General features: G+C 43.1%; 27 protein-coding genes and 1 riboswitch. Of the genes, 13 read left to right on the top strand and 14 right to left on the bottom strand.

The window, feature by feature from the left end; genetic code table 11:
- The first annotated feature begins 290 nt into the window (after nucleotides 1–290).
- The 7 genes from ileS (at nucleotide 291) to trpS (ending at nucleotide 7,114) form a co-directional block, all read left to right on the top strand.
- Nucleotides 291–3,704: an isoleucine--tRNA ligase gene (gene ileS / locus QZ735_RS09160; RefSeq protein ID WP_294247221.1), complete on the top strand. Its 3,414-nt coding sequence runs from the start codon at nucleotides 291–293 to the stop codon at nucleotides 3,702–3,704.
- A gap of 54 nt (nucleotides 3,705–3,758) precedes the next feature.
- Nucleotides 3,759–4,139: a TraR/DksA C4-type zinc finger protein gene (locus tag QZ735_RS09155; RefSeq protein ID WP_294247218.1), complete on the top strand. Its 381-nt coding sequence runs from the start codon at nucleotides 3,759–3,761 to the stop codon at nucleotides 4,137–4,139.
- Nucleotides 4,140–4,220: 81 nt separating this feature from the next.
- Nucleotides 4,221–4,466 (top strand): DUF6576 domain-containing protein, encoded by a 246-nt coding sequence (locus tag QZ735_RS09150; RefSeq protein ID WP_294247216.1) that lies wholly within the window; start codon nucleotides 4,221–4,223, stop codon nucleotides 4,464–4,466.
- Between the two features lie 13 nt (nucleotides 4,467–4,479).
- Nucleotides 4,480–4,671: a DUF2683 family protein gene (locus QZ735_RS09145; RefSeq protein ID WP_294247213.1), complete on the top strand. Its 192-nt coding sequence runs from the start codon at nucleotides 4,480–4,482 to the stop codon at nucleotides 4,669–4,671.
- On the top strand, nucleotides 4,671–5,309 hold the full coding sequence (locus QZ735_RS09140; RefSeq protein ID WP_294247212.1) for a lipoprotein signal peptidase: 639 nt from the start codon (nucleotides 4,671–4,673) through the stop codon (nucleotides 5,307–5,309). The genes QZ735_RS09145 and QZ735_RS09140 overlap by 1 nt, the downstream gene beginning before the upstream one ends.
- A gap of 13 nt (nucleotides 5,310–5,322) precedes the next feature.
- Nucleotides 5,323–5,967 (top strand): ElyC/SanA/YdcF family protein, encoded by a 645-nt coding sequence (locus QZ735_RS09135; RefSeq protein ID WP_294247210.1) that lies wholly within the window; start codon nucleotides 5,323–5,325, stop codon nucleotides 5,965–5,967.
- 178 nt (nucleotides 5,968–6,145) lie between these two features.
- Complete coding sequence (trpS, locus tag QZ735_RS09130; RefSeq protein ID WP_294247208.1) at nucleotides 6,146–7,114, top strand: tryptophan--tRNA ligase; 969 nt, start codon at nucleotides 6,146–6,148, stop codon at nucleotides 7,112–7,114.
- Nucleotides 7,115–7,160: 46 nt separating this feature from the next.
- Here the strand turns inward: trpS and QZ735_RS09125 are convergent, their stop codons facing one another.
- From QZ735_RS09125 to QZ735_RS09095, 7 genes are all read right to left on the bottom strand, one after another.
- On the bottom strand, nucleotides 7,161–7,322 hold the full coding sequence (locus QZ735_RS09125) for a hypothetical protein (protein ID WP_294247207.1): 162 nt from the start codon (nucleotides 7,320–7,322) through the stop codon (nucleotides 7,161–7,163).
- Between the two features lie 68 nt (nucleotides 7,323–7,390).
- Complete coding sequence (locus tag QZ735_RS09120; RefSeq protein WP_294247204.1) at nucleotides 7,391–7,939, bottom strand: hypothetical protein; 549 nt, start codon at nucleotides 7,937–7,939, stop codon at nucleotides 7,391–7,393.
- 160 nt (nucleotides 7,940–8,099) lie between these two features.
- On the bottom strand, nucleotides 8,100–8,795 hold the full coding sequence (locus QZ735_RS09115) for a YjjG family noncanonical pyrimidine nucleotidase (protein ID WP_294247202.1): 696 nt from the start codon (nucleotides 8,793–8,795) through the stop codon (nucleotides 8,100–8,102).
- A gap of 203 nt (nucleotides 8,796–8,998) precedes the next feature.
- Complete coding sequence (locus tag QZ735_RS09110) at nucleotides 8,999–9,589, bottom strand: sigma-70 family RNA polymerase sigma factor (RefSeq protein ID WP_294247199.1); 591 nt, start codon at nucleotides 9,587–9,589, stop codon at nucleotides 8,999–9,001.
- 197 nt (nucleotides 9,590–9,786) lie between these two features.
- Complete coding sequence (locus QZ735_RS09105) at nucleotides 9,787–10,278, bottom strand: hypothetical protein (RefSeq protein ID WP_294247197.1); 492 nt, start codon at nucleotides 10,276–10,278, stop codon at nucleotides 9,787–9,789.
- Nucleotides 10,279–10,364: 86 nt separating this feature from the next.
- Nucleotides 10,365–11,645, bottom strand: coding sequence for a methionine adenosyltransferase (gene metK / locus QZ735_RS09100; RefSeq protein WP_294247192.1), 1,281 nt, complete (start codon nucleotides 11,643–11,645; stop codon nucleotides 10,365–10,367).
- Between the two features lie 229 nt (nucleotides 11,646–11,874).
- On the bottom strand, nucleotides 11,875–12,825 hold the full coding sequence (locus QZ735_RS09095; protein ID WP_294247189.1) for a LysR substrate-binding domain-containing protein: 951 nt from the start codon (nucleotides 12,823–12,825) through the stop codon (nucleotides 11,875–11,877).
- Between the two features lie 131 nt (nucleotides 12,826–12,956).
- Between QZ735_RS09095 and QZ735_RS09090 the strand changes: the two genes are divergently transcribed.
- The 5 genes from QZ735_RS09090 to QZ735_RS09070 all read left to right on the top strand — a co-directional run bounded on the left by QZ735_RS09090 (nucleotide 12,957) and on the right by QZ735_RS09070 (nucleotide 17,222).
- Nucleotides 12,957–14,444 (top strand): catalase, encoded by a 1,488-nt coding sequence (locus tag QZ735_RS09090; RefSeq protein ID WP_294247186.1) that lies wholly within the window; start codon nucleotides 12,957–12,959, stop codon nucleotides 14,442–14,444.
- A gap of 103 nt (nucleotides 14,445–14,547) precedes the next feature.
- Nucleotides 14,548–15,315, top strand: coding sequence for an enoyl-CoA hydratase-related protein (locus QZ735_RS09085; protein WP_294247184.1), 768 nt, complete (start codon nucleotides 14,548–14,550; stop codon nucleotides 15,313–15,315).
- Nucleotides 15,316–15,365: 50 nt separating this feature from the next.
- Nucleotides 15,366–15,788, top strand: a complete 423-nt coding sequence (locus QZ735_RS09080) for a dCMP deaminase family protein (RefSeq protein ID WP_294247181.1) — start codon at nucleotides 15,366–15,368, stop codon at nucleotides 15,786–15,788.
- A gap of 7 nt (nucleotides 15,789–15,795) precedes the next feature.
- Entirely contained in the window at nucleotides 15,796–16,710 is a 915-nt protein-coding gene (xerD, locus tag QZ735_RS09075) for a site-specific tyrosine recombinase XerD (protein ID WP_294247180.1), read from the top strand.
- Nucleotides 16,707–17,222, top strand: coding sequence for an NUDIX domain-containing protein (locus tag QZ735_RS09070; protein ID WP_294247178.1), 516 nt, complete (start codon nucleotides 16,707–16,709; stop codon nucleotides 17,220–17,222). The genes xerD and QZ735_RS09070 overlap by 4 nt, the downstream gene beginning before the upstream one ends.
- Before the next feature lie 101 nt (nucleotides 17,223–17,323).
- Here the strand turns inward: QZ735_RS09070 and QZ735_RS09065 are convergent, their stop codons facing one another.
- The 4 genes from QZ735_RS09065 to QZ735_RS09050 form a co-directional block, all read right to left on the bottom strand.
- Nucleotides 17,324–17,782, bottom strand: a complete 459-nt coding sequence (locus QZ735_RS09065) for a heme-binding domain-containing protein (RefSeq protein WP_294247175.1) — start codon at nucleotides 17,780–17,782, stop codon at nucleotides 17,324–17,326.
- Nucleotides 17,783–17,797: 15 nt separating this feature from the next.
- The gene (locus QZ735_RS09060; protein ID WP_294247172.1) at nucleotides 17,798–19,558 is read right to left on the bottom strand and encodes an Ig-like domain-containing protein; all 1,761 of its coding nucleotides are present in this window, start codon (nucleotides 19,556–19,558) and stop codon (nucleotides 17,798–17,800) included.
- A gap of 25 nt (nucleotides 19,559–19,583) precedes the next feature.
- The gene (locus QZ735_RS09055) at nucleotides 19,584–20,843 is read right to left on the bottom strand and encodes a serine hydrolase (protein WP_294247169.1); all 1,260 of its coding nucleotides are present in this window, start codon (nucleotides 20,841–20,843) and stop codon (nucleotides 19,584–19,586) included.
- Between the two features lie 151 nt (nucleotides 20,844–20,994).
- Nucleotides 20,995–21,933, bottom strand: a complete 939-nt coding sequence (locus QZ735_RS09050) for a 2-hydroxyacid dehydrogenase (RefSeq protein ID WP_294247240.1) — start codon at nucleotides 21,931–21,933, stop codon at nucleotides 20,995–20,997.
- A gap of 91 nt (nucleotides 21,934–22,024) precedes the next feature.
- Here QZ735_RS09050 and QZ735_RS09045 point away from each other — a divergent pair, with 91 nt between their 5' ends.
- On the top strand, nucleotides 22,025–22,408 hold the full coding sequence (locus QZ735_RS09045) for a DUF1648 domain-containing protein (protein WP_294247166.1): 384 nt from the start codon (nucleotides 22,025–22,027) through the stop codon (nucleotides 22,406–22,408).
- Here QZ735_RS09045 and QZ735_RS09040 read toward each other — a convergent pair.
- The 3 genes from QZ735_RS09040 to QZ735_RS09030 form a co-directional block, all read right to left on the bottom strand.
- Complete coding sequence (locus QZ735_RS09040; RefSeq protein ID WP_294247163.1) at nucleotides 22,374–22,901, bottom strand: acyl-CoA thioesterase; 528 nt, start codon at nucleotides 22,899–22,901, stop codon at nucleotides 22,374–22,376. The two genes, QZ735_RS09045 and QZ735_RS09040, sit on opposite strands and share 35 nt — an antisense overlap.
- Nucleotides 22,898–23,659, bottom strand: coding sequence for a hypothetical protein (locus tag QZ735_RS09035; protein WP_294247162.1), 762 nt, complete (start codon nucleotides 23,657–23,659; stop codon nucleotides 22,898–22,900). Before QZ735_RS09035 ends, QZ735_RS09040 begins: the two co-directional genes overlap by 4 nt.
- A gap of 404 nt (nucleotides 23,660–24,063) precedes the next feature.
- Nucleotides 24,064–26,178 (bottom strand): TonB-dependent receptor, encoded by a 2,115-nt coding sequence (locus tag QZ735_RS09030; protein WP_294247160.1) that lies wholly within the window; start codon nucleotides 26,176–26,178, stop codon nucleotides 24,064–24,066.
- Between the two features lie 105 nt (nucleotides 26,179–26,283).
- Nucleotides 26,284–26,374, bottom strand: a riboswitch (TPP riboswitch).
- Nucleotides 26,375–26,529: the final 155 nt, after the last annotated feature.

Here is a 26,529-nt window from a genome sequence, read left to right as displayed (position 1 = left end):
AGATCACGGAGAAACAGACAGGCCTTTAAAATCAGCTTTATCATATAATACACAGCAAAAAAGGACCAGGTCATTTCCTGATACGGGTTGTATCAGAAGTATAAAACCGGTTTATCCGGATAAACTGAGCAGCAGAAAACACGATCATTTACCGCTGACCTTTAATTTTGATTTTATTTTTCTGAAACAGAAGTTTTTAATGGGAAATATCAAAATAAAACATATATTACAAACCGGTAAATTTTAGTAAATTTGCCCACTTAATTAATCAACGATATTGAGATAATACAATGAGCCAGTTTAAAGAATACAAAAACCTCAACCTTATTGATGTAGCCGAGAACATCGCGGAATTCTGGAAACAGAACAATACCTTCAATAAAAGCGTTGAGATTCGTGAGGGGCAACCTGAATTCGTTTTTTATGAAGGTCCGCCTTCTGCGAATGGTATGCCCGGGATTCACCACGTTATGGCCAGGGCATTAAAGGATATTTTCTGTCGTTACCAGACCCAGAACGGAAAGCAGGTGTTCCGTAAAGCGGGCTGGGATACCCACGGACTTCCAGTAGAGCTTGGTGTGGAAAAAGAATTAGGAATCACTAAAGAAGACATTGGCAAAAAGATTTCGATCGAGGATTACAACAAAGCCTGCCGTGAAGCGGTCATGCGCTATACCGATGTGTGGAACAACCTGACTGAAAAAATCGGGTATTGGGTAGATCTTAATGATCCCTACATCACATATAAATCTAAATATATGGAGACGGTTTGGTGGCTGCTGAAACAACTGTACGATAAGGAATTATTATACAAAGGATACACCATCCAGCCTTATTCCCCGAAAGCAGGAACCGGACTTTCTTCTGCGGAACTGAATATGCCCGGAACGTACCATGATGTTTCGGATACGACGGTGGTAGCTCAGTTCAAGGTAAAAAAAGAATCTTCTGAATTGTTCAGCAATGTGGACGGCGACGTACACATTCTGGCCTGGACGACAACCCCATGGACGCTTCCTTCCAACACGGCCCTTACCGTAGGAAGAGATATTGAATATGTCCTGGTAAAAACATTCAACCAATATACTTTCGAGCCGGTAAACGTTGTTTTATCCCGCGTGCTTTTACCTAAAGTTTTCGGGAAAAAATATACTGAAGGAACGGATGAGGATTTTGCAAATTATTCTGCAGAAAACAAAACAATTCCGTTTAAAATCCTAAAAGAATTTACCGGAGAAAAACTGGTGGAAACCCGATACGAACAGCTTGTTCCATGGTTTACCCCGAATGACCATCCTGAAAATGCGTTTAGGGTGATTTTAGGGGATTTCGTTACAACGGAAGACGGTACGGGAATCGTTCATACGGCACCGACTTTCGGTGCGGATGATGCAAGGGTTGCCAAAATGGCAAAACCTGAAGTTCCGCCGATGTTGGTAAAAGATGAAAACGATAACCTGATTCCATTGGTAGACCTTCAGGGAAGATTTATCAAAGGGGAGAATGTTCCGGAATTATTCTCCGGGAAATACATTAAAAATGAATATTACGATGAAGGCACTGCTCCGGAGAAATCCTGGGATGTAGAGCTGGCAATTTTATTGAAGACGGAAAACAAAGCTTTCAAAGTAGAAAAATATGTCCACAGTTATCCACATTGCTGGAGAACAGACAAGCCGGTATTGTATTACCCGCTGGATTCCTGGTTTGTGAAAATGACGGCCGTAAAAGAACGGCTGGTGGATTTAAACAAAGAAATCAACTGGAAACCGAAATCAACCGGAGAAGGACGTTTTGGCAACTGGCTGGAAAACGTGAACGACTGGAACCTTTCAAGATCAAGATATTGGGGAATTCCGTTGCCGATCTGGAGAACAGACTCTTCGACAGGCTCAGCACTGGAAGAAAAAATTATCGGTTCTGTAGAAGAGCTGTATAATGAAATCGAGAAATCCGTTGCGGCAGGACTGATGACAGAAAATCCTTTTACAGGTTTCGTGATCGGCAATATGTCCGAATCCAACTATGAGCTCGTTGATCTTCATAAAAACATCGTTGACAAGATTATTCTGGTTTCGGATTCAGGGCTGCCGATGAAGCGTGAAAGTGATCTGATCGACGTTTGGTTCGATTCGGGTTCGATGCCGTATGCGCAGCTGCACTATCCTTTTGAGAATAAAGAATTAATCGACAACAATAAAGCCTTCCCTGCCGATTTTATCGCGGAGGGAGTTGATCAGACCCGTGGCTGGTTCTATACGCTTCACGCCATCGGAACCGCCGTATTCGATTCGGTAGCGTATAAGAATGTAATGAGCAACGGACTTGTTCTGGATAAAAACGGACTGAAAATGTCAAAATCCAAAGGAAATGCCGTGGACCCGTTTGAAACCCTTTCGGTGTACGGACCGGATGCTACGCGCTGGTACATGATTTCTAATGCCAACCCTTGGGAAAACCTGAAATTTGACATTGAAGGCATCGATGAGGTGAGAAGAAAATTCTTCGGAACATTGTATAACACCTACTCTTTCTTTGTGCTGTATGCCAACGTGGACGGATTTAATTATTCCGAAAAAGAAGTGGAGAACCGTCCGGAAATCGACCGTTGGATTTTATCGGAACTAAACTTACTGATCAAGGAAGTTAAAGCCTTCTATGAAGATTACGAACCGACAAGAGTAGCCAGGGCCATCAGTACTTTTGTAAACGACAACCTGAGCAACTGGTATGTAAGACTGTGCAGGAGACGTTTCTGGAAAGGCGATTATTCAGAAGATAAAATCTCCGCTTACCAGACTTTATACACCTGTCTTGAAACGGTGGCGAGACTATCGGCACCGATTGCTCCGTTCTTTATGGACCAGCTGTACCAGGACCTGAATACAGTTACCGGAAGAAGCAGCGGCGAATCGGTTCACCTTACGGATTTCCCGGTAGCGGATGAAAGCCTGATCGATCAGGACCTGGTGGAAAAAACCCACCTGGCCCAGAATATTACCAGCATGGTATTTTCATTGAGAAAAAAGGAAAACGTAAAAGTACGCCAGCCTTTGCAGAAAGTGCTGATTCCTGTTCTGGATGCTAAAACGGAACAACAGATCCTTGCTGTAGCCGACCTGATCAGACAGGAGGTGAATGTAAAGGAACTCCAGCTGATCAACGCAGAAGAAGCGTCCCACCTGATCGTAAAACAGATCAAACCGAACTTCAAGGCATTAGGCCCCAAACTGGGAAAAGATATGAAAACCGTAGGCGGTGCCATTGCAGCATTTACGGCAGAACAGATTGCCGGACTTGAGAAAGAAGGCAAAATTGAGGTGCAGGGATACGAAATTACTCCGGAAGATGTGGAAATTTCTACCAAAGACATACCCGGATGGACGGTAACTTCTGACGGGAAAACGACTGTGGCACTAGATTTGAAGCTAACAGAAGAGTTAAAATCTGAAGGCATTGCCCGGGAACTGATCAACAGGATTCAGAACCTGAGAAAAGAGAAAAATTTTGAACTGACAGACCGTATAATCATCTCACTGGAAGAGGGTTGCCCATTCCTTGAAGACATTAAAAAAAATGAGGAATATATTTCTTCCGAAGTCTTGTCAGATAAAATAGAAATCGTATCTTCACTCTCAAATTTTAACGAAATCGAAATCGATGAAGTTAATTTTAAGATAAATGTTGAAAGAATTAACAAATAGTTAACTTTTTCCACATTCAAGTCCACAATTTATTAAACTAGAGAAAACATGATTATGTCAGACGAAAGAGTAAGATACAGTGATGCCGATTTACAGGAATTCAAATCCATCATTAAAGAAAAAATAGAAAAAGCGGAAAACGACCTTAAGCTGATCCGTGAAAGCTTCATCAACGACCAGAATAACGGTACCGATGATACTTCACCTACCTTCAAAGCTTTTGAAGAAGGAGCGGAAACCCTAAGCAAGGAGCAGAATTCTATTTTGGCAGGAAGACAGGAGAAATTCTTACGGGATCTCAAAAACGCGCTGATCAGAATCGAGAACAAGACCTACGGTGTCTGCAGGGTAACCGGAAAGCTGATTCCCAAAGAAAGGCTTTTCGCAGTGCCTCATGCTACCTTGAGCATTGAAGCGAAAAACATGCAGAAATAACCGTCCGGTTAATAAAATAAATTCAGGTTTATATTGTATTTTTGTAAAATACTTATAAACCTGAATTTTTAGTATATACCCATGAGCGGATTTTTGATTTTACTCCTCATCATTGCAGCCCTGCTGGCATTTTTGTACCGGGACCGGATCAGAGAGCGATTCTTCCCGGGCCCCGGAAAGAATTATACCCTTGATGACCGGTTCAATTCCGAAAAACGCGAAAGGGAAAAAGAAATCGACAGGCTTTTGGGCAAAATGGGCAGAAACGGAATCAAAGACCTTTCAGCCAAAGACCGGAAAAGACTCGACGAACTGTCTAAAAAGTGAAAATTTATATACAATGGAATCCATTATTGTCCACACCAGAAATGCCATGGAGCTGAGTGCGCTGAAGAGCGTACTGAAAGAAATGAATATCAAATTCGAAAAATTCCATACCAAAAATACCCATCATAACGAGAAGACGATTAAGAAGATCGTCGACCGGAAGAATGAGAAATTAGGTAAACCGACAAAACCTAAAGGACTGTAATGAAAAAAATTGCATTTGTCACCCTTCTTATTTTACTGATTGACCAGGCTTCAAAAATCTATGTAAAGACGCATTTTAACCTGAACGACAGCATTTCAGTGCTTCCCGGCTTCAAGATGACGTTTGTGGAAAATCCGGGCATGGCCTATGGCCTGCATTTCGGTGGCGTGATCGGAAAATACTTCCTGGTTATCGTCAGGGTATTCCTTATCGGAGGAATGATTTACCTCTTCAAAAAATGGCTGGAACGCAGGGAATCCAATTACCTGCTTATCCCGATGGCCATGATCTTCGCAGGTGCCATCGGCAATCTGATCGACGGCATGTTTTACGGACTGATCTTTGACAGCGGAACCCTTTACGACGCAAGCATCGACCGCTGGATCGGCTATGACGGCATTTCAAAACTGACTTCCTTTGGCCATGGCTACTCTACTTTCATGAGAGGATGCGTGGTAGACATGCTGCATTTTCCGCTGGTAGACTGGAACGTTCCTGAAAGCTGGCCCCTGATCGGAGGAAAACATATTGAGTTTTTCAAATACATCTTCAACGTGGCCGACTCTGCGATTACCGTAGGTGCCGTGCTGTTGCTGATCTTCCGGAAAAAAGCCTTCCCGAACGGACTGGAATTCTAGACATTGATACCCGATGAGAAAACTGATAAAAAAACTGATACAACTTTTCCTGCTCCTTCTGGTGGCAGGAATTGTTTTTATGGCATGGGCCAATTACAGCATGAAGAGAAACACGGAAGATTTCCTTTCGGCCCATATTGACGACCTCCCGCAAACCAAAACAGCCTTACTGCTGGGAACCAGCAAAACACTCGATAACGGCCAGATCAATGCCTATTTCTACAACAGGATACTTGCTGCCGCCGAACTCTACCGGAGCGGTAAAATACAGTACCTTATCGTAAGCGGGGACAACAGCAGGCAAGATTACAATGAGCCTGAAGACATGCAGAAAGCCCTGATGGAACGTGGCGTGCCGGAAGACCGTATCTTCCTGGACTTTGCCGGATTCAGGACGCTGGATTCCGTGGTGAGGGCAAAAGAAATTTTCGGCCAGCAAAAGATCATCATCGTTTCCCAGAAGTTCCACAATGAAAGGGCCGTATTTCTGGCACAGCAGAACGGTATGGAAGCTTATGGGTTCAATGCGGAAGATGTCAACAAATATGCAGGCTTTAAGACCAACATGAGGGAATATCTTGCCAAGACAAAAGCTTATCTGGATCTTATTACCGGCGTGGAACCGAAATTCGGCGGAAAGAAAATTCAGATTCCGTAAGTTATTTAACATGCTGTATACATTTCTGCTGTCCGGTAGAAGCAGAATTCGGCCTGTCCGGCTGATCACGATCCTGCTTTCTCTGTATAAAAATCTTTGAAACAGGCTATACGGTTGCCAGACAGGAGAAGAATTTCCTAAATTTGCAGTTCATTAATTTTAAACATAATTGTAAACAATGTCAAGAATTCTTACCGGCATTCAAGCCACCGGAACCCCGCACCTTGGTAATCTACTGGGTGCCATTATTCCTGCAATTGAGCTCTCAAAGCAGGAAGGAAACGAATCTTTTTTATTCATCGCGAATCTTCATTCCCTTACCCAGATTAAGGATGCGAAAGAGCTTAAACAGAACACCTACGAAATTGCTGCGGCTTGGCTTGCTTGTGGGCTGGATACCGGAAACACCTATTTTTACAGACAGAGCGACATCCCTGAAACCTGTGAACTTTCTTGGCATTTATCATGTTTCTTCCCATACCAGCGTTTGACGCTGGCCCATTCGTTCAAAGATAAAGCAGACCGCCTGCAGGATGTAAATGCAGGATTATTCACCTATCCTATCCTGATGGCCGCTGACATTCTGCTGTACGATGCGGAAATTGTTCCTGTAGGAAAAGACCAGCTTCAGCACCTGGAAATCGCCCGTGATGTGGCTTCCCGTTTCAATAATCAGATGGGTGAAGTTTTTGTGCTTCCACAGTCTGAGCTTCAGGAGAATACCAAATATGTCCCGGGAATCGACGGCCATAAAATGTCCAAATCCAGAGGGAACATCATCAATATTTTCCTGCCGGAAAAAGAGCTGAAAAAACAGGTGATGAGCATCGAAACCGATTCCAAATCCCTGGAAGAGCCCAAAGATCCCGAAACCGATAAGGTATTTGCGATTTACCAGCTGATTGCCACGCCTGAGCAGACCGAAGCATTACGAGCAAAGTATACAGCCGGAAACTTCGGGTACGGCCATGCGAAAAAAGAACTGCTGGAACTCATCCTGGTACGATTCGCAAAAGAAAGGGAACTTTTTTCCTATTATATGAATAACCTGGATGAACTGGAAGCGAAGCTTCAGGAAGGAGCCGTGAAGACCAGAGCAGTGGCTACGGAAACCATGAAAAGAGTGCGAGAGAGCCTGGGAATCTAACAATATAGCTATAAATAAAAAGATCTGTTGGTACAGATCTTTTTATTTATACTGGTAAACTCTTTAATCCTTGTAAGGATTTTTTAGCTGCATTTATTTTATTCTGAAATAAATCTTTATCTTTAATATTTGTGGCTACAGTTCTAAATTTTACTTTAGCTTCGGGAGGAATTTTAATTAATTTTCCATTTTCAACTGTTGTTTTCATTAGTGCTTGTTTAGTATTTTATAAATCAAATATATAACATTTTATTAAGTAAGGCATATTGAAAATAATTATTTTATTTTATAAACTAAAATTTCATGATATTTCTGCCATGGTATATACTGCACAAACTTTTCATGAACTGCTTTGTTTCTTCCAAAAAAGATATATTCAGTACTTAAGTCATCAAAATTTTTATCTACGTAATTACAGTATATTTTAATTCTTCTATCCTCTTTTCTGCAACTATCTCTACACTTTTCAATATTACGACAGGTCTGAGAACATAAACGTTTATAATTATCTTTCGAATCGCTTCCGCAAACATACAGAACAGCATCAGGATTCAAAATAAAAAATTTAGGCACAGAATGCAGCACCGTATTAAATACCCTATGAACATCTCCATTGTTGCTATTGGAATCATCAACTATTGTTTGTAATGTCTCGTCGTAATCTCCGAATCCTAAATTATATATTGTTCTTCCATTTAATTTTAATATTGGAGAGTATTGAATAGCTTTAATAATCATAGAATTTCCAATACTTACAAAAAGATATTGTAATTTTTGCTTTTTTGCTAAAGTTAATTCTGTCTCATAATAATCAGTATTTTTCACTTTCAACTTTTAAAAAAGTAAATATAAAAATTATTATATAAGGCTTCTCAACAGAGTTATCCTAAATTAATGGCAATATTTCTTTATTAAAACAAAAGCAAATCCATAATATCAAAAGACCTGATATATAATTTATAAAATTAAATTATCACTTATATTTTTACAAATACTCTTTAATCTGCGACAAATGCTTAATCATTTTTACCCCTTCCTGTTCCCTGTTTTCATTCAGCACATCAAAAAAGATCACGTCCATCCCGAAACGTTGGGCTCCGGTAACATCGGCAATCCAATCGTCGCCGATAAGGATACTTTCTTCTTTCGCCGCACCGGCCAGGTTCAGGGAATACTCAAAAATTTCAGGTCCCGGTTTTCTTACGCCTACGGCATCCGCGCTGGTAATGGTTTTAAAATACCTGTCTATCCCCGATAAAATACATTTCCTTTCGGTTACTTCCTTGAATCCGTTGGAAATAATGTGCAGGGTATAGTTTTTTGATTTCAGATATTCCAAAATACGTTCTGCCCCTTCCACCAGTTCGTTATGATTGAGGATTTTATCCAGAAAATGTTCCTCAAAATACAGGGAAAGCGTTTCATCGTCTACCTGAAAGCGTCGGAAGGTATCATAAAAACGGTGCTTTCTCAGATATTCCTTATCGATGATCCCATCCCTGATATCCTCCCAAAGTTTCTCGTTGATTTCATGATAAACGGAATGGAATTCATTAAAACCGATGCTGTATTTCAGGCCGATTTCTTCTTTTTCAAAAAGTTCTTTAATGGTAAGATAGGCATTCCGGCGGTGGTCCCAGAGGGTATTATCGAGGTCAAAAAAAATGTGCTGAATTTTCATACAGCACAAAATTAGCGATTTTAATTCTTTGAAATCGGATAATTCTTAGCCTTGGTTTTTACAACTTCAAGACTCTTTGAAAAGCTGAGCAAAAACTCAATCGTTTGTTTTTTTGGCTTCAAAGTGGTGGCTTTTAAGGAATCATTTTTTCTCATAGGCGAAAGATGTTTTTCCTTAAAACGCGAATTCTCCGATATTATTATCTACCGTGTCAGGATAATATTATTTTCATCCATGATTTTTCTCAGGTTGATCAGCGCATACCGAACCCTTCCCAGCGTGGTATTGATGCTCATATCCGTATGATCGGCAATTTCCTTGAAACTCAGTCCGTCAAAAAACCTCAGCTTGATCACTTCCTGCTGATTTTCAGGCAGGTACTGAAGCATCTTCAGAAGATCTTCCTGGATCTGGTTGGTAACCAGCTGGTCTTCAATATTTTCAGAAGGTTCTCTGAGCAGATCAAAAATAGAGTATTCATCGGTTTCAAAAGTGGTTTCCGAAATTTTAATATTTTTGGATTTCGCCCTGAAATGGTCGATGATCAGGTTATAGGCAATTCTTTTGGCCCAAAGGATGAATTTTCCTTCTTCGTTATAGCGTCCTTCTTTCAGCAGAATAATGATTTTCATGAATGTATCCTGAAAAACATCATTCGCCAGGTCTTCATCATTAATTTTATAAAAAATGAATGTAAAAAGTTCTCTCTGATGGCGATGAATAAGGGTTGATAACGCCCCTTCGTCTCCTTTCTGGTAAAGGGAAATGAGTAAACTATCCGATTTTGATTTCATAACTTTTTCTCGATATATACTTTCGCTGACAAACACTTTTCCAGATATATTATCCGGCATCAGCTATAAATACAAAACAATTCTTCAGAGTAAAGTCCAATCAATAGGCGGCAACAATTTTCTATGATGTAAATATAATAAATTTTTAATAACTGTTAACCTATTATTAAATTTTTAAAAGAAAAATTTAAAAAAAATCATTTAAACATATCGTGAATGAAGGTAGTAGGGACATTTAGTGTAAAATTAATATTCAGGCCTTTCAGCTCTTTGCCGTTTATTCCACTGTTTCCTATAGGAAAAGCATATCCGCCGGTGAGATCCAGCAGCCCGAAAAGGGTGAATCCTACTTTCGGAGCAATGTATTTATTGGTTGCTTCGGCTCCCATTACAAAATAATACGAATGATAAAAATCCACATTTTTCTCAAAATTTAACATAATATCACCTGAGACTTTCGGCATAATGGCAAACTTTCCATTGGCAGAACCCATCAGGGCAGAGCCGCCAAGCCTGTACACCATATTGTCATTGCTCAGGAAAAGCAGTTTTCCGCCCACATCACCGAAACTCTGGTTCTGGTAGGTATACCCTACACTTATCATCTTATGCATTGTCAGCTGGGCATTCGCAAATGTACCCAACATCATCAGGAAGGCAGTCATCAGGGCAGATCCGGTATTCTTCATCTTTTATAATCTATTTATATGTAAAAATAAAAAAAACTGCCTTACCGTAGCGATAAAGCAGTTGATATATTCTCAGGAAAGCAAAATTAAATGCCGAAAGCGGCTTTGATCTCTTCCACTTTGTCAAGTTTTTCCCAGGTAAAGAACTCAAGCCCTGTCAGGGTAAGTTCGTTTTTATGGCCTTTGTTAAAGGTTTTATCGGCGATGTAATGCTCTTTCCCCATATGTCCGTACGATGCGGTTTCCTGATAGATCGGGTTTCTCAGTTTCAGGTTCTGCTCGATGGCATACGGCCTGAGATCGAAAATTTCTGAAACCTTACGGGCAATCTCGCCGTCATGAAGATCTACTTTTGAAGTTCCGTACGTATTGATATACAATCCGCATGGCTCTGCCACACCGATAGCATAGGAAACCTGTACCAGTACTTCATCCGCTATTCCGGCAGCTACAAGGTTCTTGGCAATATGCCTTGTTGCATAAGCTGCGCTGCGGTCTACTTTGGAAGGGTCTTTCCCGGAAAAGGCACCTCCGCCGTGAGCTCCTTTTCCGCCATAGGTATCCACGATAATCTTTCTTCCGGTAAGTCCGGTATCCCCGTGCGGGCCTCCGATAACGAATTTCCCTGTAGGATTGATGTGGTATTTGATCTGATCGTTGAAAAGCGCTTTGATCTCTTCCGGCTGCAGTGCAACCACTCTTGGGATCAGGATATTCTTGATGTCTTCACGGATTTTATTGAGCATTTCCTCTTCAGCACCGAAATCATCATGCTGGGTAGACACTACAATAGAATCAATTCTAACCGGCTTATGGTCGTCGGAGTATTCAATCGTCACCTGGCTTTTTGCATCCGGGCGCAGATAGGTGATTTCGGTATTTTCCCTTCTGATGGCAGAAAGTTCTTTAAGAATGGTATGGGCAAGATCCAGGGCAAGCGGCATATAGTTCGCCGTTTCATTAGTAGCGTAGCCGAACATCATCCCCTGGTCACCGGCACCCTGTGCATTGGCTTTTGCTTCAAAGGATTCGTCTGCTACCGTCCGGTCCACTCCCTGGTTAATATCCGGAGACTGTTCATGAATGGCAGAGATCACCCCGCAGGAATCCCCGTTGAACATGTATTCCCCTTTGGTATACCCGATTCCGTTGATCACTTCCCTGGCGATGGTCTGTACATCCAGATAGGCATCGGACTTCACTTCACCGGCCAATACGACCTGTCCTGTAGTGACAAGGGTTTCACAAGCTACTTTTGAAGAGGTATCATAGGCTAAAAAGTGATCTATTAAAGCGTCGGAAATCTGATCGGCAATTTTATCCGGATGTCCTTCTGAAACGGATTCAGACGTAAATAAATAAGACATATTATTTTACATATTTAAAATTAGAACTGAACGAAGAAAAACAGGGGATTGACGGAAGGTCTAAAAAAGAAATACTGTTTTAGCATTTTTTTAGAGAGGTTGCAATCAGGTCAAATTTTTCCTCGTTCGTAAACACTGGCAAATTTAAGTACTATTTTTTTAATACTCAAATTTTTGCCTGTCAATTATAATTCTTGAAATAAGCCGCTTACCGGTTGTACAATAACCGCTACTGTGGTTTAATGCTTACGAATTCTTTCGGATTTTCGTGATAATTCAGCTTTTTCTCCAGAGAAGTCCTGATGGAATGGGACAATTCATCAATAATCTTCTGCTTGAAAGTTGGCTTATAGTAAATGATACTGATTTCCCGGTATGGGAAAGGCTTCTTGAAACGGAATACGTTTTTCTTCTGCACATCAGAAAGCTGGTTAAGGGCAAGTTCAGGCAGAATGCTGATTCCTCCCACTTTGTCTACCATATGAACCAGCGTCTGGATATTGGATGCCAGGAAATCAAGGTTTTTAGGTTTCAGGGTATTTTCTTTCAGGTGACAGATGTTTTCAAACTGGTTCCTGAGGCAGTTTCCTTCTTCCAGCAGCCATACTTTCTCTACATTCAGATCTTCCGGAACCACATAGGCATTTTTCTTATTCGCTTCCGTATCCGAGCTGTAGATCATCAGTTCTTCATTAAAAAGGAAGTCCTGATAGAACTCATCCGCCGTATCATAAGGCGTGGAAATGATACCTGCATCAAGTTCCCCTGCTTTCAGTGCCCTGACAATATTATCAGTGGTCATTTCCTTTACATTCATCTGGATCTTAGGGTTATCTTCCAGGAACTTGAAAATTTCCGTAGGCAGGATAAAAGAGGAAACGGTAGGAATAATTCCTACATTGATGGTCCCTCCGAGGATATTATTCAGCAGGTTGGCTTTGTTTCTGAGCTCATTCACCGATTCTATAATCACTTTTGCCTGATCGATGATCTGCAGTCCTACATCAGTGGTACGGATCGGGTGTGTCGTACGGTCGAATACCTTCACATCCAGTTCATCTTCAAATTTCTGTATCATTGCACTGAGGGTGGGTTGCGTAATGAAGCATGCCTGTGCAGCTTTACCAAAATGTTTATACTTATCTACCGCGATAAGATATTCCAATTGCTGAATGTTCATCTGATTAATATTATCTATTACAAAGATATGATGTTTTTGCTATCGGCAAATTAAATATGGAAGTAAATTTGATATTTAGTACCTTTACTTTTTAAATTTATCAGAACATCAATGATACAAATCATAAATTTATGGATTCTAAAAAATTAACATTAAGCAATGGTGCTCCGTACTTCGAGCATCAGGATTCACAGACCGTTGGTCCCAGAGGCCCCGTTCTGTTGCAGGATTTCATTTTACAGGAAAATCTTGCCCATTTCGTAAGAGAGCGCATTCCGGAGAGGTCGGTCCATGCCCACGGGAGCGGCGCTTACGGAACCTTCACCGTTACCCATGATATCAGTAAATATACAAGAGCCAAGCTGTTTTCAAAAGTCGGGAATTCCTGCAGGATGTTTGCCCGATTTTCTACGGTAGGCGGGGAAAAAGGGAGTGCCGATACAGCAAGAGATCCCAGAGGATTTGCTCTGAAATTTTATACGGAGGACGGAAACTGGGATCTTGTAGGAAATAATACTCCTGTTTTCTTCATCAAGGATGCCAAAAAATTCCCGGACTTCATCCACACCCAGAAAAGGGTTCCGAAGACCAACCTGAAAAGCCATACCATGATGTGGGATTTCTGGAGCCTGAACCCCGAGTCACTTCATCAGGTCCTGATCCTGATGTCAGACCGCGGCACTCCGTACGGATACCGCCATATGCATGGCTTCGGTTCCCATACGTTTTCCATGATTAATGCTGAAAATGAAAGGACCTGGGTAAAATTCCATTTTCTGACCAAGCAGGGGATTAAGAACTTTACTGACGCGGAAGCCGTTAAAATGGCCGGTGAAAATCCCGATTTTGCGCAGGAAGACCTCTGCACTTCCATTGAAGAAGGAAATTTCCCGAAATGGACCATGTATATCCAGGTGATGACCGAAGAGCAGGCAAGAGATTTCAGATGGAATCCTTTTGACGTTACCAAAGTCTGGTTCCATGAAGATTTTCCGATGATCGAGGTGGGCGAAATGGAACTGAACGAAGTCCCTGTGAATTATTTTGCCCATGTTGAACAATCTGCGTTTGCACCCAGCAACCTGATTGACGGGATCAGCTTTTCGCCGGACAGGATGCTTCAGGGAAGACTCTTCTCTTATCAGGATGCCCACCGTTACAGGGTAGGCGTCAATGCCCACCAGCTGGAAGTCAACCGCTGCCCGTTTGCCGTAAACAATTATCAGCGAGACGGTTTCATGGCAGACTCCAGCCATTACCAGGACAAGCCGAATTACCACCCGAACAGTTTCGACGACATCAGGCCGGACCCGGCTTACAAGAGCTTCGAGTACGAGTTGGATAGCGCCCATGTGGCCAGCTACAACAGAAATGAAAATGACGACGACCATTATACCCAGCCGGGACTGTTATATTCCAAGGCGATGAGCCCTGAGGAAAGGGATCATCTGATCAGCAATATCGTGGGCCACATGAAAAAGATTGACGGACCTAAAAAAGACGAAATTATTAACCGTCAGCTATGCCACTTTTTCAGAGCCAATATAGAACTTGGCATGAAAGTAGCCACTCAGCTCAATGTGATGATTGATCCTAATATGATGAATCATACTAAATAATAAAATTAACATAAATTCAATCAAAAGGAAAAAAAGTCAATATTTTTTCCTTTTTTTTGTAAAAAATTTATAATTTGCACAGAATAATATTTTATAGTGGAAAATGAGTTACGACAATATATTATTACAAAAAGAAGATAAATCAGTTATCATCACCATAAACCGGCCTGAAAGTTTGAATGCGTTGAATGCTAAGACCATTCAGGAACTCAGTTCAGCTTTGGACGGACTGAATGAAGATGCGTCCTGCAGGGTGATTATCCTGACAGGAAGCGGTGAAAAATCTTTCGTAGCCGGGGCCGACATCAAGGAGTTCAGTGATTTCGGACGTGAAAAGGCAGAAGAACTGTCCCGGAGCGGCCATCAGAAGCTGTTCGATAAGATTGAGAATATGACCAAGCCCGTTATTGCAGCCATCAACGGATTTGCTTTAGGCGGAGGTCTTGAACTTGCCATGGCATGCCATATCAGATATGCATCGGAAAATGCAAAACTCGGACTTCCTGAAGTGACGCTGGGGCTGATCCCCGGTTACGGAGGCACCCAGCGTTTGCCGAAGCTTGTAGGAAAAGGGATTGCCAATGAAATGATTTTTTCTGCCAAAATGGTTTCTGCACAGCGTGCAAAAGAGACCGGACTGGTGAACGAAGTCTACCCGATTGAAGAACTTTTAACCAAAACAAAGGAGCTTGCCCATCTGATTGCCCGCAATTCACCGATGGCCATTTCCAGAGCAGTTCACGCTGTTAACCTGTCAGACACGGATAAAGGTTTTGAAACCGAAATCAGCTATTTCGGAGAGCTTTTTGATCTGGACGACAAAAAAGAAGGAGTTTCTGCATTTCTTGAGAAAAGAAAGCCTGAATTCTGATCTTTTATCCCTTATAAAAAATTATTTCGAACCACAAACAATGCTGCTGTATGAATAAGTTTGACAAAGCTTATCTTAAAATGGCCCAGGAATGGGCAAAACTTTCCTACTGTAAACGAAAGCAGGTAGGAGCTCTTATCGTAAAAGATAGGATGATTATTTCAGATGGTTACAACGGTACCCCTTCAGGATTTGAAAACTGCTGTGAAGACAGCGCCGGACAGACCCACTGGTATGTACTTCATGCAGAAGCCAATGCCATCTTAAAACTGGCAGCTTCCACCCAGTCTGCAAAAGGGGCTACCCTTTACCTTACTCTTTCTCCCTGTAAAGAGTGCAGCAAGCTGATCCTTCAGGCAGGAATTACCCGGCTGGTTTATATCAACGAGTATTCAGACGATGACGGAATATCCTTTTTAAGGAACCACCAGATTGAAATAGAACAAATTTCGGATTGCGAACTAAAAAAATAACACAACAATGACATGGGATGAAAAAATTAAAGATTTTGAAATCTTTCTCCGATTTGAAAGAAACTTTTCGGAAAACACATTAGATGCCTACATCCGGGACATCAGAAAATTAAAAGAATATGCGGAAGCAGACCTGGAAGATACAGGTCCTGACACGATCCGGTACGAACATCTCCAGGAGTATATCTTTAACCTGTCCAAGCAGAAATTCAGCGAGCGTTCTCAGGCCCGGTGGATTTCCTCCATCAAAGCCTTTTTCAGGTTCCTGATAGAGGAGGAATGCCGCGAGGATAATCCGGCAGAACTGCTGGAAGGGCCAAAACTCGGGCTCTACCTTCCGGATACCCTCAGCCTTCCGGACATCAATAAAATCATTAATGCGATCGAAATGGATACGGATCTCGGAAAGAGAAACCACTGTATCGTTGAAGTTTTATACGGATGCGGGCTGCGGGTATCGGAACTGATCGACATTAAGATTTCAAACATCAATTTCAAGGAACAGTACATCAAAGTGCACGGGAAGGGAAACAAAACACGTTTTGTGCCGCTGGCTGGGTATACCGCCCAATTGCTGCAAAGCTATATCCGCGAAACCCGGTCCAAGAATAAGATCAATAAGAAATATGAAGACACCCTCTTTCTCAACAGCAGGGGAACTTCAATGTCCAGGGTGATCGTATTTCTGATCATCAAGGAATTAACGGACAAAGCAGGCGTGAGCAAGAAAATATCGCCTCACACCTTCAGGCATTCTTTTGCTACCCATCTGCTTCAGAACGGAGCTGATCTCCGGTATATCCAGGAAATGCTCGGCCATTCCAGCATTACCACTACGGAAGTCTATACCCATCTGAAAACGGAAGAACTCAGGGATGTTATCCTGAATTTTCACCCGAGAAACATCAATCTAACCGAATGAAAATACTGAAGTACTGCCCAAACTGCGGCGAGGACTCCCTGCACTGGGACGGCGAAAAGAAGTGGAGCTGCCCGCTCTGTCAGTTTACCCTGTACAACAACGTGGCAGGCGCTGTAGCGGTAGTCATCAGACATGAAGATGAGATTTATCTTACCCGCAGGGAAAGGGAACCCAAAAGGGGGAAACTTGATCTTGCAGGAGGATTTATCGATCCCCGGGAAAGCGCGGAAGAGGCCTGTAAGCGGGAACTGTCCGAAGAGCTTCAGATCATGGTAGACGAATCAAAGTTACACTATCTGGCCAGCCTACCGAATGTCTACCAGTATAAGGAAATTGATTATCATACCATCGACCTTTTCTACGAATACCGTGTAGACGAAAAATTCGAGGGAAACCTTGAAGCATCGGAAATCTCAGAAGCTTTCTGGATCCCTTTACAGGAGCTGGACCCGGAGGAGCTGGCATTTGATTCGCAGAAAAATTTTTTTAACCATTATCTCAACAATAGGTAACCCCTGAAATGCAGTTCCCGCAGACAAGAAGCTGTGCAGATCCCGTTAAGGAACTGTCCTGTACCTTTCCTGCGGGAAATTTGCGTACTTTAACAATTGATCTAATAGGATTTTGATTCCAGCAATCCTTCGAAGTATTGAACCAGCAATGCCCTCTCAGCATCGGAAAGATTGGCTTCTCTGTGATAGACGATGTAGCCCGGCATAGGCATTGACCTGTTCCGGAGGGTCTGTATAGATTGAGTGAGCATACTTTCCTTGAGATCCTTATTGTAGGTGTTCCATACAGACAGGTTCATATGTTCACGGCCTTCATTTACATGACTTTTTACAGACCAAGAGACCGGTGCAATATAAGCATAGTCCGGATATACCGTTTCATTTGAATGGCAGTCGTAGCAAGCCCCTTTCAGCAGTCCGGCAATTTTTCCCGGCGTTTTATTGACATCGGTGAAATTTACCCTGCGGTCTACGGGCTGATTTACCTTGTCTGTAGGAATCAGCTGTATCAGGGCAAAACCCGCAAGCGTATACAGAAATATCTTTTTGAAGGTCTTCATAGATCGATTCATTCATCACCTTACCGGAGTCAGGGCACTGTTGCCGTTTCTCAGGTTATCATTGTTGTTGAGATCAAGGTTTTTCGGATCTCTTTCCGGTGCTGCGGTATTGTTTTTCGGGGCACTTAACTTAGAGGGGTCCAGTACACGTGTATCTTTCAGGTCCCAGTCTTCATTGCTGTCCCAAAGCGGCCGTACGATCACCGGTTTGTAATAAATGTAGGCGTCCTCCGCAAAAATACCATTCTGAAAATCGGCTTCATCCCAATACCTGTTTTCATTGTTATCCACCAGGATTCTCACAATATATTCTCCGGGCCTCAGGATATTGAATTTTACTTCACTTCCTTTGGTGTATTTCTGGTACAGCACCTTGTCTGAACTGTCTACCAGCTGGATCCAGTAACTGGCTGACGGTGCATTCTGCAGTTTGAAAGTCACGCTTCCGTAATTTTCCACTTTATCAGCCTCGAAGTCAAAACGTTTGGACTGGTAATTTCTTGCGTAAAAAGAGGATACGGTCTCTTTCGGCACAATCAGCTGATACTTTTTTCCTGCCGTAAAATCAGCTTTTACCAGAATCTGATATGGATTGGTGTCTGAAATTTTTGCAGTGAACGGTACTGTGTTCAGGGTGTCCCCTGCGATCCTGAATGTCCATTTCTCCGGGCTGATCCTGTCAATGTAGTATTCGGAGCTAATCTTAAAGTCTTCCAGGGGCGGAAGCAGGCTGCCGCCGTTTGCACTGTTGACGTCCATCGCTGTTTTCGCATTGTAGCGGTAAAACAGGGAGGCATTATAGAGTGTATCCTTTTTACTATCTGCATTGTACCCGAACTTTAGGTTTTCAGGAGCGGTCTGTCCGATGTTGCTCTTTACGGCATCAAACCATATCCTTACCGAATCGGATTTCGGGGTATGGGTTACTTTGTAGTCCGTCAGCTTTTCATTCTGCGGCACTACCTTTACGGTATTGGGCTGTCCCTGGAAGGTCATTACCACTCCGCCGGGAGCATCTTTCATTTCAAGATACTTCAACGGCTTTTTGGAAGGATATAGTTTGAGGTTCAGGCCGGAAACCGACTGCTCCACGACCACAGGATCTTTCTGGAAGCCCACTTTTTCTTTTCCGGGATCATAGATGGAATTTCCGTTATCATCATCAAAGGCAATAATCCGGTATTTCCCGGGAGCCAGATAGCTCAGCTCAAAATAGCCGTCATCATCCACCTTGGTGATATAATACGGCTTTTTCTTATAATCAATAGTATCTTTTACAGGATACAGCCCTACCACAAATTTATTTTCCCCTGCTTTTTTAACGGATAAAGCATCTCTCACATCACCACTGATATAGAGGTCGTCCAGTTTGGGCCCGGTGGAAAACGCAAAGTTGAAATACCGCAGAATATTATTCTCATTGTTGTCGGAAATAGCATTTCCGAAATTAAAATTATACGTTGTATTTGCCTGCAACGTATCTGTCCATTGGATCAGTACGAATTTATTGGCGATATTGGAGGGGATAATCCTTTTGATATTGTTGATCGGCGGAGAGATATTCAGGTTTTTATTGATGTCTTTTAAGGTGACATACTCATCAAAATCCAGCCGCAGTTCCTTGATGTCTCTCGGGACATTGATTCTTGTCGTATCGATGTTCGAGCTTAAAAATTTCGGAGCCAGCGTGTCTTTGCTTCCTCCTACAGGAGATCCTACCCTTGCGCAGGACTGCAGAAGGAAACCGATGACGACTAAAAAAAGAATTTTTTTCATGAATAGGTTTACGCAAAAATAAACATTATTCTCCATACGCGTCACCATGTCTCAAAGTATCTTTTCCGTCACTCATCACACTGTGGAGTTTATCCGCCTGAGGCGGGAAATTTTCAAACAATCCGGACAGCGCCAGTGCCGTATATACTTTTCCGGAGTATTTGTTTCCGATGGCTACAATGGTAACTTTTGATTTCAGCAGGTGGGCAAATACGGAGTTTGTTCCGTGCCACCAGCCGTTATGGTAGGTAAGCTTCTCACCGTTTCCGTACAATTTCATGCGGAAGCCCAGCCCGTAATTGTTCATTCCCATTTTTTCATTGCTGTAAGGGGTAAAAACCATCTGCATGAGGTCCGGGCGCAGGAAATCTTTTGAGAACATAGCTTTTGAAAAGCTGTAAAGATCCCTTGGCGTCGTATATACATTTTTATCACCGTAAATAAGGTCCAGCCTGTCGAGAGGATACAGCCTGTTGCCACCGTAATAGAATGACTGGGAAGCTGTAGGAATATCTTTTTCCTGAAAAATAAAGGTATGCTTCATTTTCAGGGGTTCGAAAATCATTTCCTTCATGGCCTGCGGAAAAGGCATTGCGGTTACTTTTTCAATCAGCAATGCCAGCATGGCAAAGTTGGTATTGCAGTACATAAAGCCGGTATCGGTATCCCTTGCCAGGGCAGGCTTGTATCTGATGATCATATTCAGGACATCCTGATTGGTAATAAAGGCTTTGGAAAGCTCTTCGGGAGCCGGCTGTATTTTAGGGATGAAATATTCATATTTGGGAAGGCCGCTCCGCTGGTCGAGCAGGGTCTGCACCGTTACTCCGGGATACGGAAATCCGGGAAAAAACTGAGTAAGGTGATCGGTGAGCCTGATCTTGCCTGCTTCTACCAGTTTCATCATGGCCATAGCGGTAAGTGTTTTGGAAACGGAGGCGACATGAAGCGGCGTATTTCTGTCAATCGGGTTCTGCTGCCCTTCCCTGGCAAAGCCTCTGTAATTTTCATACAGGATATCGTCGCCTTTAGCCACCAGGATCCCGCCGCTGAGGTCTCCCGCTTCCCATACTTTTTTATAATACTGATCGATATACCGGACCAATGATGCTTTGTCGGGAAGCCGGCTGTCTGCCTGCGTGAAAACCTTTGCCAGGTCAACATTCCCATAGTTCGGAAGACGCGTGATGCTTTCAGCTGCAGCGTCCCGGGTTTCAGATTTTTTTTTGCAGGAAGTAAAAAATAAAAAAGGAGTGAGAAGAAATAAAAGATAACGCTTATTCATGAGACTACAAAAATGAGCGGCAATTTAATGAAACTGAAAATAACTCCTCAATCATATCCGTAAATTATGAATTATTTAACATAATAAAAACAGCTGCCGGACCAGCGGAATGACCACCGTTATGCGGTTGCCTGAAACGTTTTACCGGCTTCTATTCTTTATGTTTATACGATGCAATAATTTTATCCACGATGACCTGGGCCAGCTTTTCCTTGCTTTGCACCGTCCAGCCGGCAATATGCGGCGTTACGATAGCCTTATCGGATTCCAGCAGGTATTGCAGGTCGTCATTTTCCGTTTCCAGGTTCTCGAAAGATGCTTTTTCATATTCCAGGACGTCAAGGCAGGCTCCCTTTACCTTTCCGGATTTCAGTCCTTCCACGAGGCTTTTTGTATCTACATTTTTTCCTCTTGCCGTGTTTACAAAATAAAAATCGTTTTTCATGCCTGAAATGAAGTTCCCGTCAATGAGAAAACGGGTTTCTTCCGTCAGCGGAATGTGGAGGCTCAGAACTTCTGCCCTTTCCTGTAATTCATTCAGCGGTACCTGCGTGGCATATTCGTCGGAAAGTCCGGGCAGGATATCATGGAAGATCACGGTGCATCCGAAGCCGGAGAGTCTTCTGGCGGTGGCTTTTCCCATATTCCCGTATCCGATCAGGCCGACGGTTTTTCCCAGCAGCTCATCGCCCCGGTTTTCTTCCCGCAGCCAGATGCCGTTTTTCACTTCCCGGGAAGCTATAAACAGCCGGTTCATCAGTACCAGCAGCATCCCTACCACATGTTCCGCTACGGAATCCCTGTTTCCTTCGGGAGAATTGATCAGGTGTATGCCGAGCTTTTCTGCTGCCGGAATATCGATATTCTCCATTCCTGCCCCTACCCGCGCAATGAATTTCAGATTCTTCGCCTTTTCTAAAAAATATTGATCCAAAGGAATCCTGCTTCTGATAATAACGCCGTCATAATGCTCAATCTTCCGGCAGACCTCATCATAAGAAGATGTAAAATCCTCTTCAAGGATGAAGCGGGCAGCTGAAAGCTGATCTGTAATTAAAGGATGGTTTTTATCTAAAAGCAGTACGCGCATAGAAGACATAATTCTTTATATTTGTTGGTGCAAAGGTAAGTGAAAGATCCAGAAACATCCTATGCGAAAATCAATTTTAAAATACGTTTCTATGAAATTACATCAATCCATTTTCGTGATTTCCGTATTGCTGCTTCTCGCCTATATACTCCTCTTGGCTATATACTATCCTTCGGTACGGGAAGTCATTCCGATTCACTTTTCCTCCGAAGGTCCGGACGGCTATGGCAGCAAACTATTTTTATGGCTAACTGCCGGAATGAATGCCCTCCTGCTTTTGCTGATGGGCCTGCCTGTTTTTTTTCCTGAGAAAATGTTCAGGAAAGAAGAGGGATACCTGGAAGATTCTTTTGAAAACGCAGTAAAAAACCGGCAGGTGGTGCTGTCGGTCTTATCTGTAGTCGTTACCCTGATTTTCTGCGGGCTTTCTCTGCCGGAAATTATTCCGCAGGCCCTTCCTGGAAGAGCTTTTTAAGTTCGATGGATTCGGAAGGTTTCATTCTCCCGGAAAGGATCAGGGAGAGTTCCTTTCTTCTCAGGGCCGCGGCAAACCTTTCTTTTTCAATGTCGGTTTCCGGCTCCATATCAGGGATCGGGATCGGCCTGTTGAATTCGTCTACTGCCACGAAAGTATAGATGCCTTTATTGGTCTGGATTTTTTTCCGGTTGATCGGGTCGTCCAGCCATACATCCACATAAATTTCCATGGAGGTGGAAAAGGCCCTGGAAACTTTTGATTCCATTACGACAATTCCGCCTTCCGGGATCGGATGGTCAAAAGAGACGTGGTTTACCGATGCCGTCACCACTCTCCGCTCACAATGCCTGGTGGCTGAAATGGAGGCACAGCGGTCCATTCTTGCCAGCAGCTCACCCCCAAAGAGGTTTCTCAGCTGGTTGGTATCATTGGGAAGCACAATATTCGTCATTACCGTCAGGGAATCTGACGCTTTTTTTATTTTATTCATTTCGTCTTAGTGTTATTTTTTGGGATGGCTGCCGAAGGAATTTTCCCGGCTGCCGGCTGCACGGTCCTCAGGGCTGCAGAATCTTTTTTCAGGGAATCTGGTTCTGCCGGAGGCGTGTAGGCCCTTACTTTTACGGTATCCTTTTCTATTCTGTGGGTACTTGTCTGTACAGAAACCGGCACCTTATCGAAGGATTTCTTTCCGAACAGGAGATCCTGCTGAAAGTAAGCTACTGCCAGAATCCCGGCTACCGGTATTATGATCAGGAACGCCCAAAGGATGGATTTATTGAATCTGTAATCTTTTTCGCCCTTTTCCGGAGCTGCCTCTGCAAGCTCCGTGCTGCCGATATCGGAAAGCCTGATTTCTTCCAGCCCGTAAAAATCAGGATGGTCAGACTGCAGCCTGGCTCCTTTGAAAACGGTTCCGCTCTCTTCGGCATACATGGTCCCGAGACCCTGGATTTCCAATACATGTTCCGACTGAAGCCTTTTTTTCCAGAAGTCCGTCTGGATCTGCAGATCGGTGCGGGAAGCTTCAAGGGACATCTGCTTCTGGGTGCCGATGAAAAAGGCCAGCTCATCAGACTGTGCTTCATAGTCCGGATGGTACACAATGGTACTTGCCGGAGGAAGGATGCTTCCGTTTTCTGAATTGATCACCGCTTTGGAGTTTTCCAGGGAAAACACGCCGAAGCCGGGCACCGTAACGGCCCCGAACTGTTTCAGATATTCTAAAATATAAGCTGAAGTATTCATTTGCCGGCAAATTTATAACTTTTTCGGGACTTTTCAGGATTTGTCTGTGAACGTACATTTAAGAATTCAAAGCACGAAACCTGCTTTTAATATGCTCCGCCCTTATTGAGCCATACCTTATGTAAACGGGACAATATTTTTTACCTTGGTACATTTCCCTATTTCACATTCGACTATATTTTTAGTCTGAACAGATGAAATCCGGATTACTGACAAACTGACTTATATGCTATAACGGCTGTAATAGCCCCGATAGGAACGGCATCCTTTTTCTCCGGCGGCAGGCAGCAAAGGCAGAAAAAGATACAGTGGATAGCGGGAAAAAGCTCCATAAAAAAAAGGCCGCCGGAGCAGCCTTCCTCTAACTTTACTTTTTACTATATTGTTGTATTATAGCCAATCGTTTACTGGATTTTCCAGCTGATGCCGAACATAAAATTGGTTCCGGCCTGTGAGAAATAGTAAGGTTCACCGTCCCATACGGCACCATTATTTACGTATTTCCTGTTGAAAATATTATTCACGAGCAGCTTAAGCGCTATGTCGTTATTTTTGATCTTAAACCGGTACTGTGCATTGAAATCGGTTAGAAAATAATCATTCAGCTGAAGATTTTGATCTTCTGAATTGTCGAGGTACTGCTTTCCGACGTACTGGTTGATGAGGGCAAACTGGAAGTTCTCCGTCGGATTGAATTTCAGTCCGAGGTTGGCAATGACATCCGGTGAGAAAGAAATCTGGGTATTTCCGAGATCCTTGATGCCTTCTTCGTTTTCGATTTTAAAATCCCGGTTCCGGTTGTTGCTGAAACTTACATTTCCGTTAAGCTCCCACTGTTTTGAAAGTTTTGCCAACGCTCCGAGTTCCACTCCGCTCCTGTAACTTCTTCCTGAATTGGTCCTGATAAAAGCACCTACATTATTCAGTTCCCCGTTAAGTACCAACTGATTGACATAGGACATATAATACAGGTTTGCCGTAAAGGAAACGGGCCCGAACTGTTTTTCGAGGCCGGCTTCAAAATCATTAAGTTTCTCAGCTTTTACCTCGTTGTTGGCGAGTAAATCATCCCGGTTCGGCTCGCGGTGGGCATGGGCATAGGAAATGAACACCTTTCCACTGCCGATCCGGTAGTTGACTCCCAGTTTCGGGTTAAAGAACAGCCAGTTCTTATCCAGGTCTGCTCCTTCCCCGTCCCCGGCGGTAAGGATTTTCGTATCATAGCTGATGTTTCTCAGCTGCAGGTCACCGAAGAATTCCAGGTCGCCTGCTTTCACCAATGCTTTGGCAAATCCGGAAACCTCATTCTTTACGGAACGGTTCCTGTAATATTCATGTTCGTCAATCTGTGGAAGAGAAACACCGGTCACATTCCCGAAATGCCTTCCGTAATACTGGTTCCCGACAAGCCCGAAGTTGAGGTTAAGATTTTCAAATTTTCCGTACAGGGTAGATACCAGTCCGTAGAAATCATTATCCAGCCATTTCTTCCGGATAAAGTCCGTTCTCGACAAGGCCTGGCTTCCGTTGATAAAATCGGGGAGGTTGTATCTGGAAAATTTTGCATCCTGCTTATAGTTTTCATAATATCCTTTTCCCTTGGTATAATGCAGAGTGGTTTCGAGGTTCCAGCGGTCACTGAATTTCTGCTCCCAGAGCATCTGGTAATGGTTCTGGCGGTAATTATCCGTTTCGTTATCATAGAAACCGGAAATATTCCCGTCCGTATCATAGAGGGCTCCTGAAATGTTAAACTTTGGATCCGTTTCCCAGGTTTTGCGGTCGATCCCGTTCCAGGCCTGGTAGGTTTTCTCTTTTCCTCCGAAAGCCATCAGGCGGATCCTTGTTTTCCCTTCTTCAAACAAGGCCGTGAAGTTATAGGAATTCAAATTTGAAAAAGCCCTGTCGATATAACCGTCGGAATGGATATGGGTGTACCGGCCCATGACAGAAAGACGGTTGCCCCAGAATTTCCCGGAACCCACTTCTGCCGAATATTTATAGGTATTGAAGGAACCGTAGCTGTCGTCGGTTCTCACATAGAGCTTATCTTCCGGATCCCTGGAAATAACGTTGATGCTGGCTCCGAAGGCAGAAACCCCGTTGTTGGAAGTCCCTACCCCACGCTGGATGACGATCTGCGAGGCAGAGCTGGTAAGATCCGGGACATTGACAAAGAAAGTCCCCTGGCTTTCGGAATCGTTATAAGGCACCCCGTTCATCATCACATTGATGGCACTCCCGGATACCCCACGGATCCTGAAACCGGTATAACCGACCCCGTTTCCGGCATCTGACGTCGAAATTACGGAAGTCTGGTTTTTCAGTAAGATCGGAAGATCCTGTCCCAGATTCCGGCTGTCCAGATCTTTCTGTACATTAATGATTTCTTTGGCAACGGGAAGTCTCCGGGTAAAATGAACCGCTTCTATTTCCCTGGTGGAGAGGGAATCGGTACGCTGGGCCTGCACAAAAGAAAATGCGCCTATGGTAAGCCCTAAAAAAATAAATCCTTTCATTCTATAAATTTTAACATTTAATGAATAAAAGGGGCAGATTATTAATGTAACAATATATTCGGTTTATCAGTTTAACAATGAGCATTGGTAAATTGCTAAATTTTCACATTGGTACATTTAAATTCCCTAAACGGCATTACCCGTTCCAGGTTCATTGGGTATCATCTCAGCTTGTTACAGCACCCCTTTATTTCAGCCGCGAAATTACAAAAAAATTACGAGACCGGCAGGATGCAAAATTTAAAATTGGCTTATGGCTTATGGCTTATGGCTTATGGCTTATGGCTTATGGCTTATGGCTTATGGCTTATGGCTTATGGCTTATGGCTTATGGCTTATGGCTTATGGCTT

This window comes from uncultured Chryseobacterium sp., assembly GCF_913776365.1.
GTDB lineage: Bacteria > Bacteroidota > Bacteroidia > Flavobacteriales > Weeksellaceae > Chryseobacterium.
This window is presented reverse-complemented; position numbering and strand designations above follow the sequence as displayed.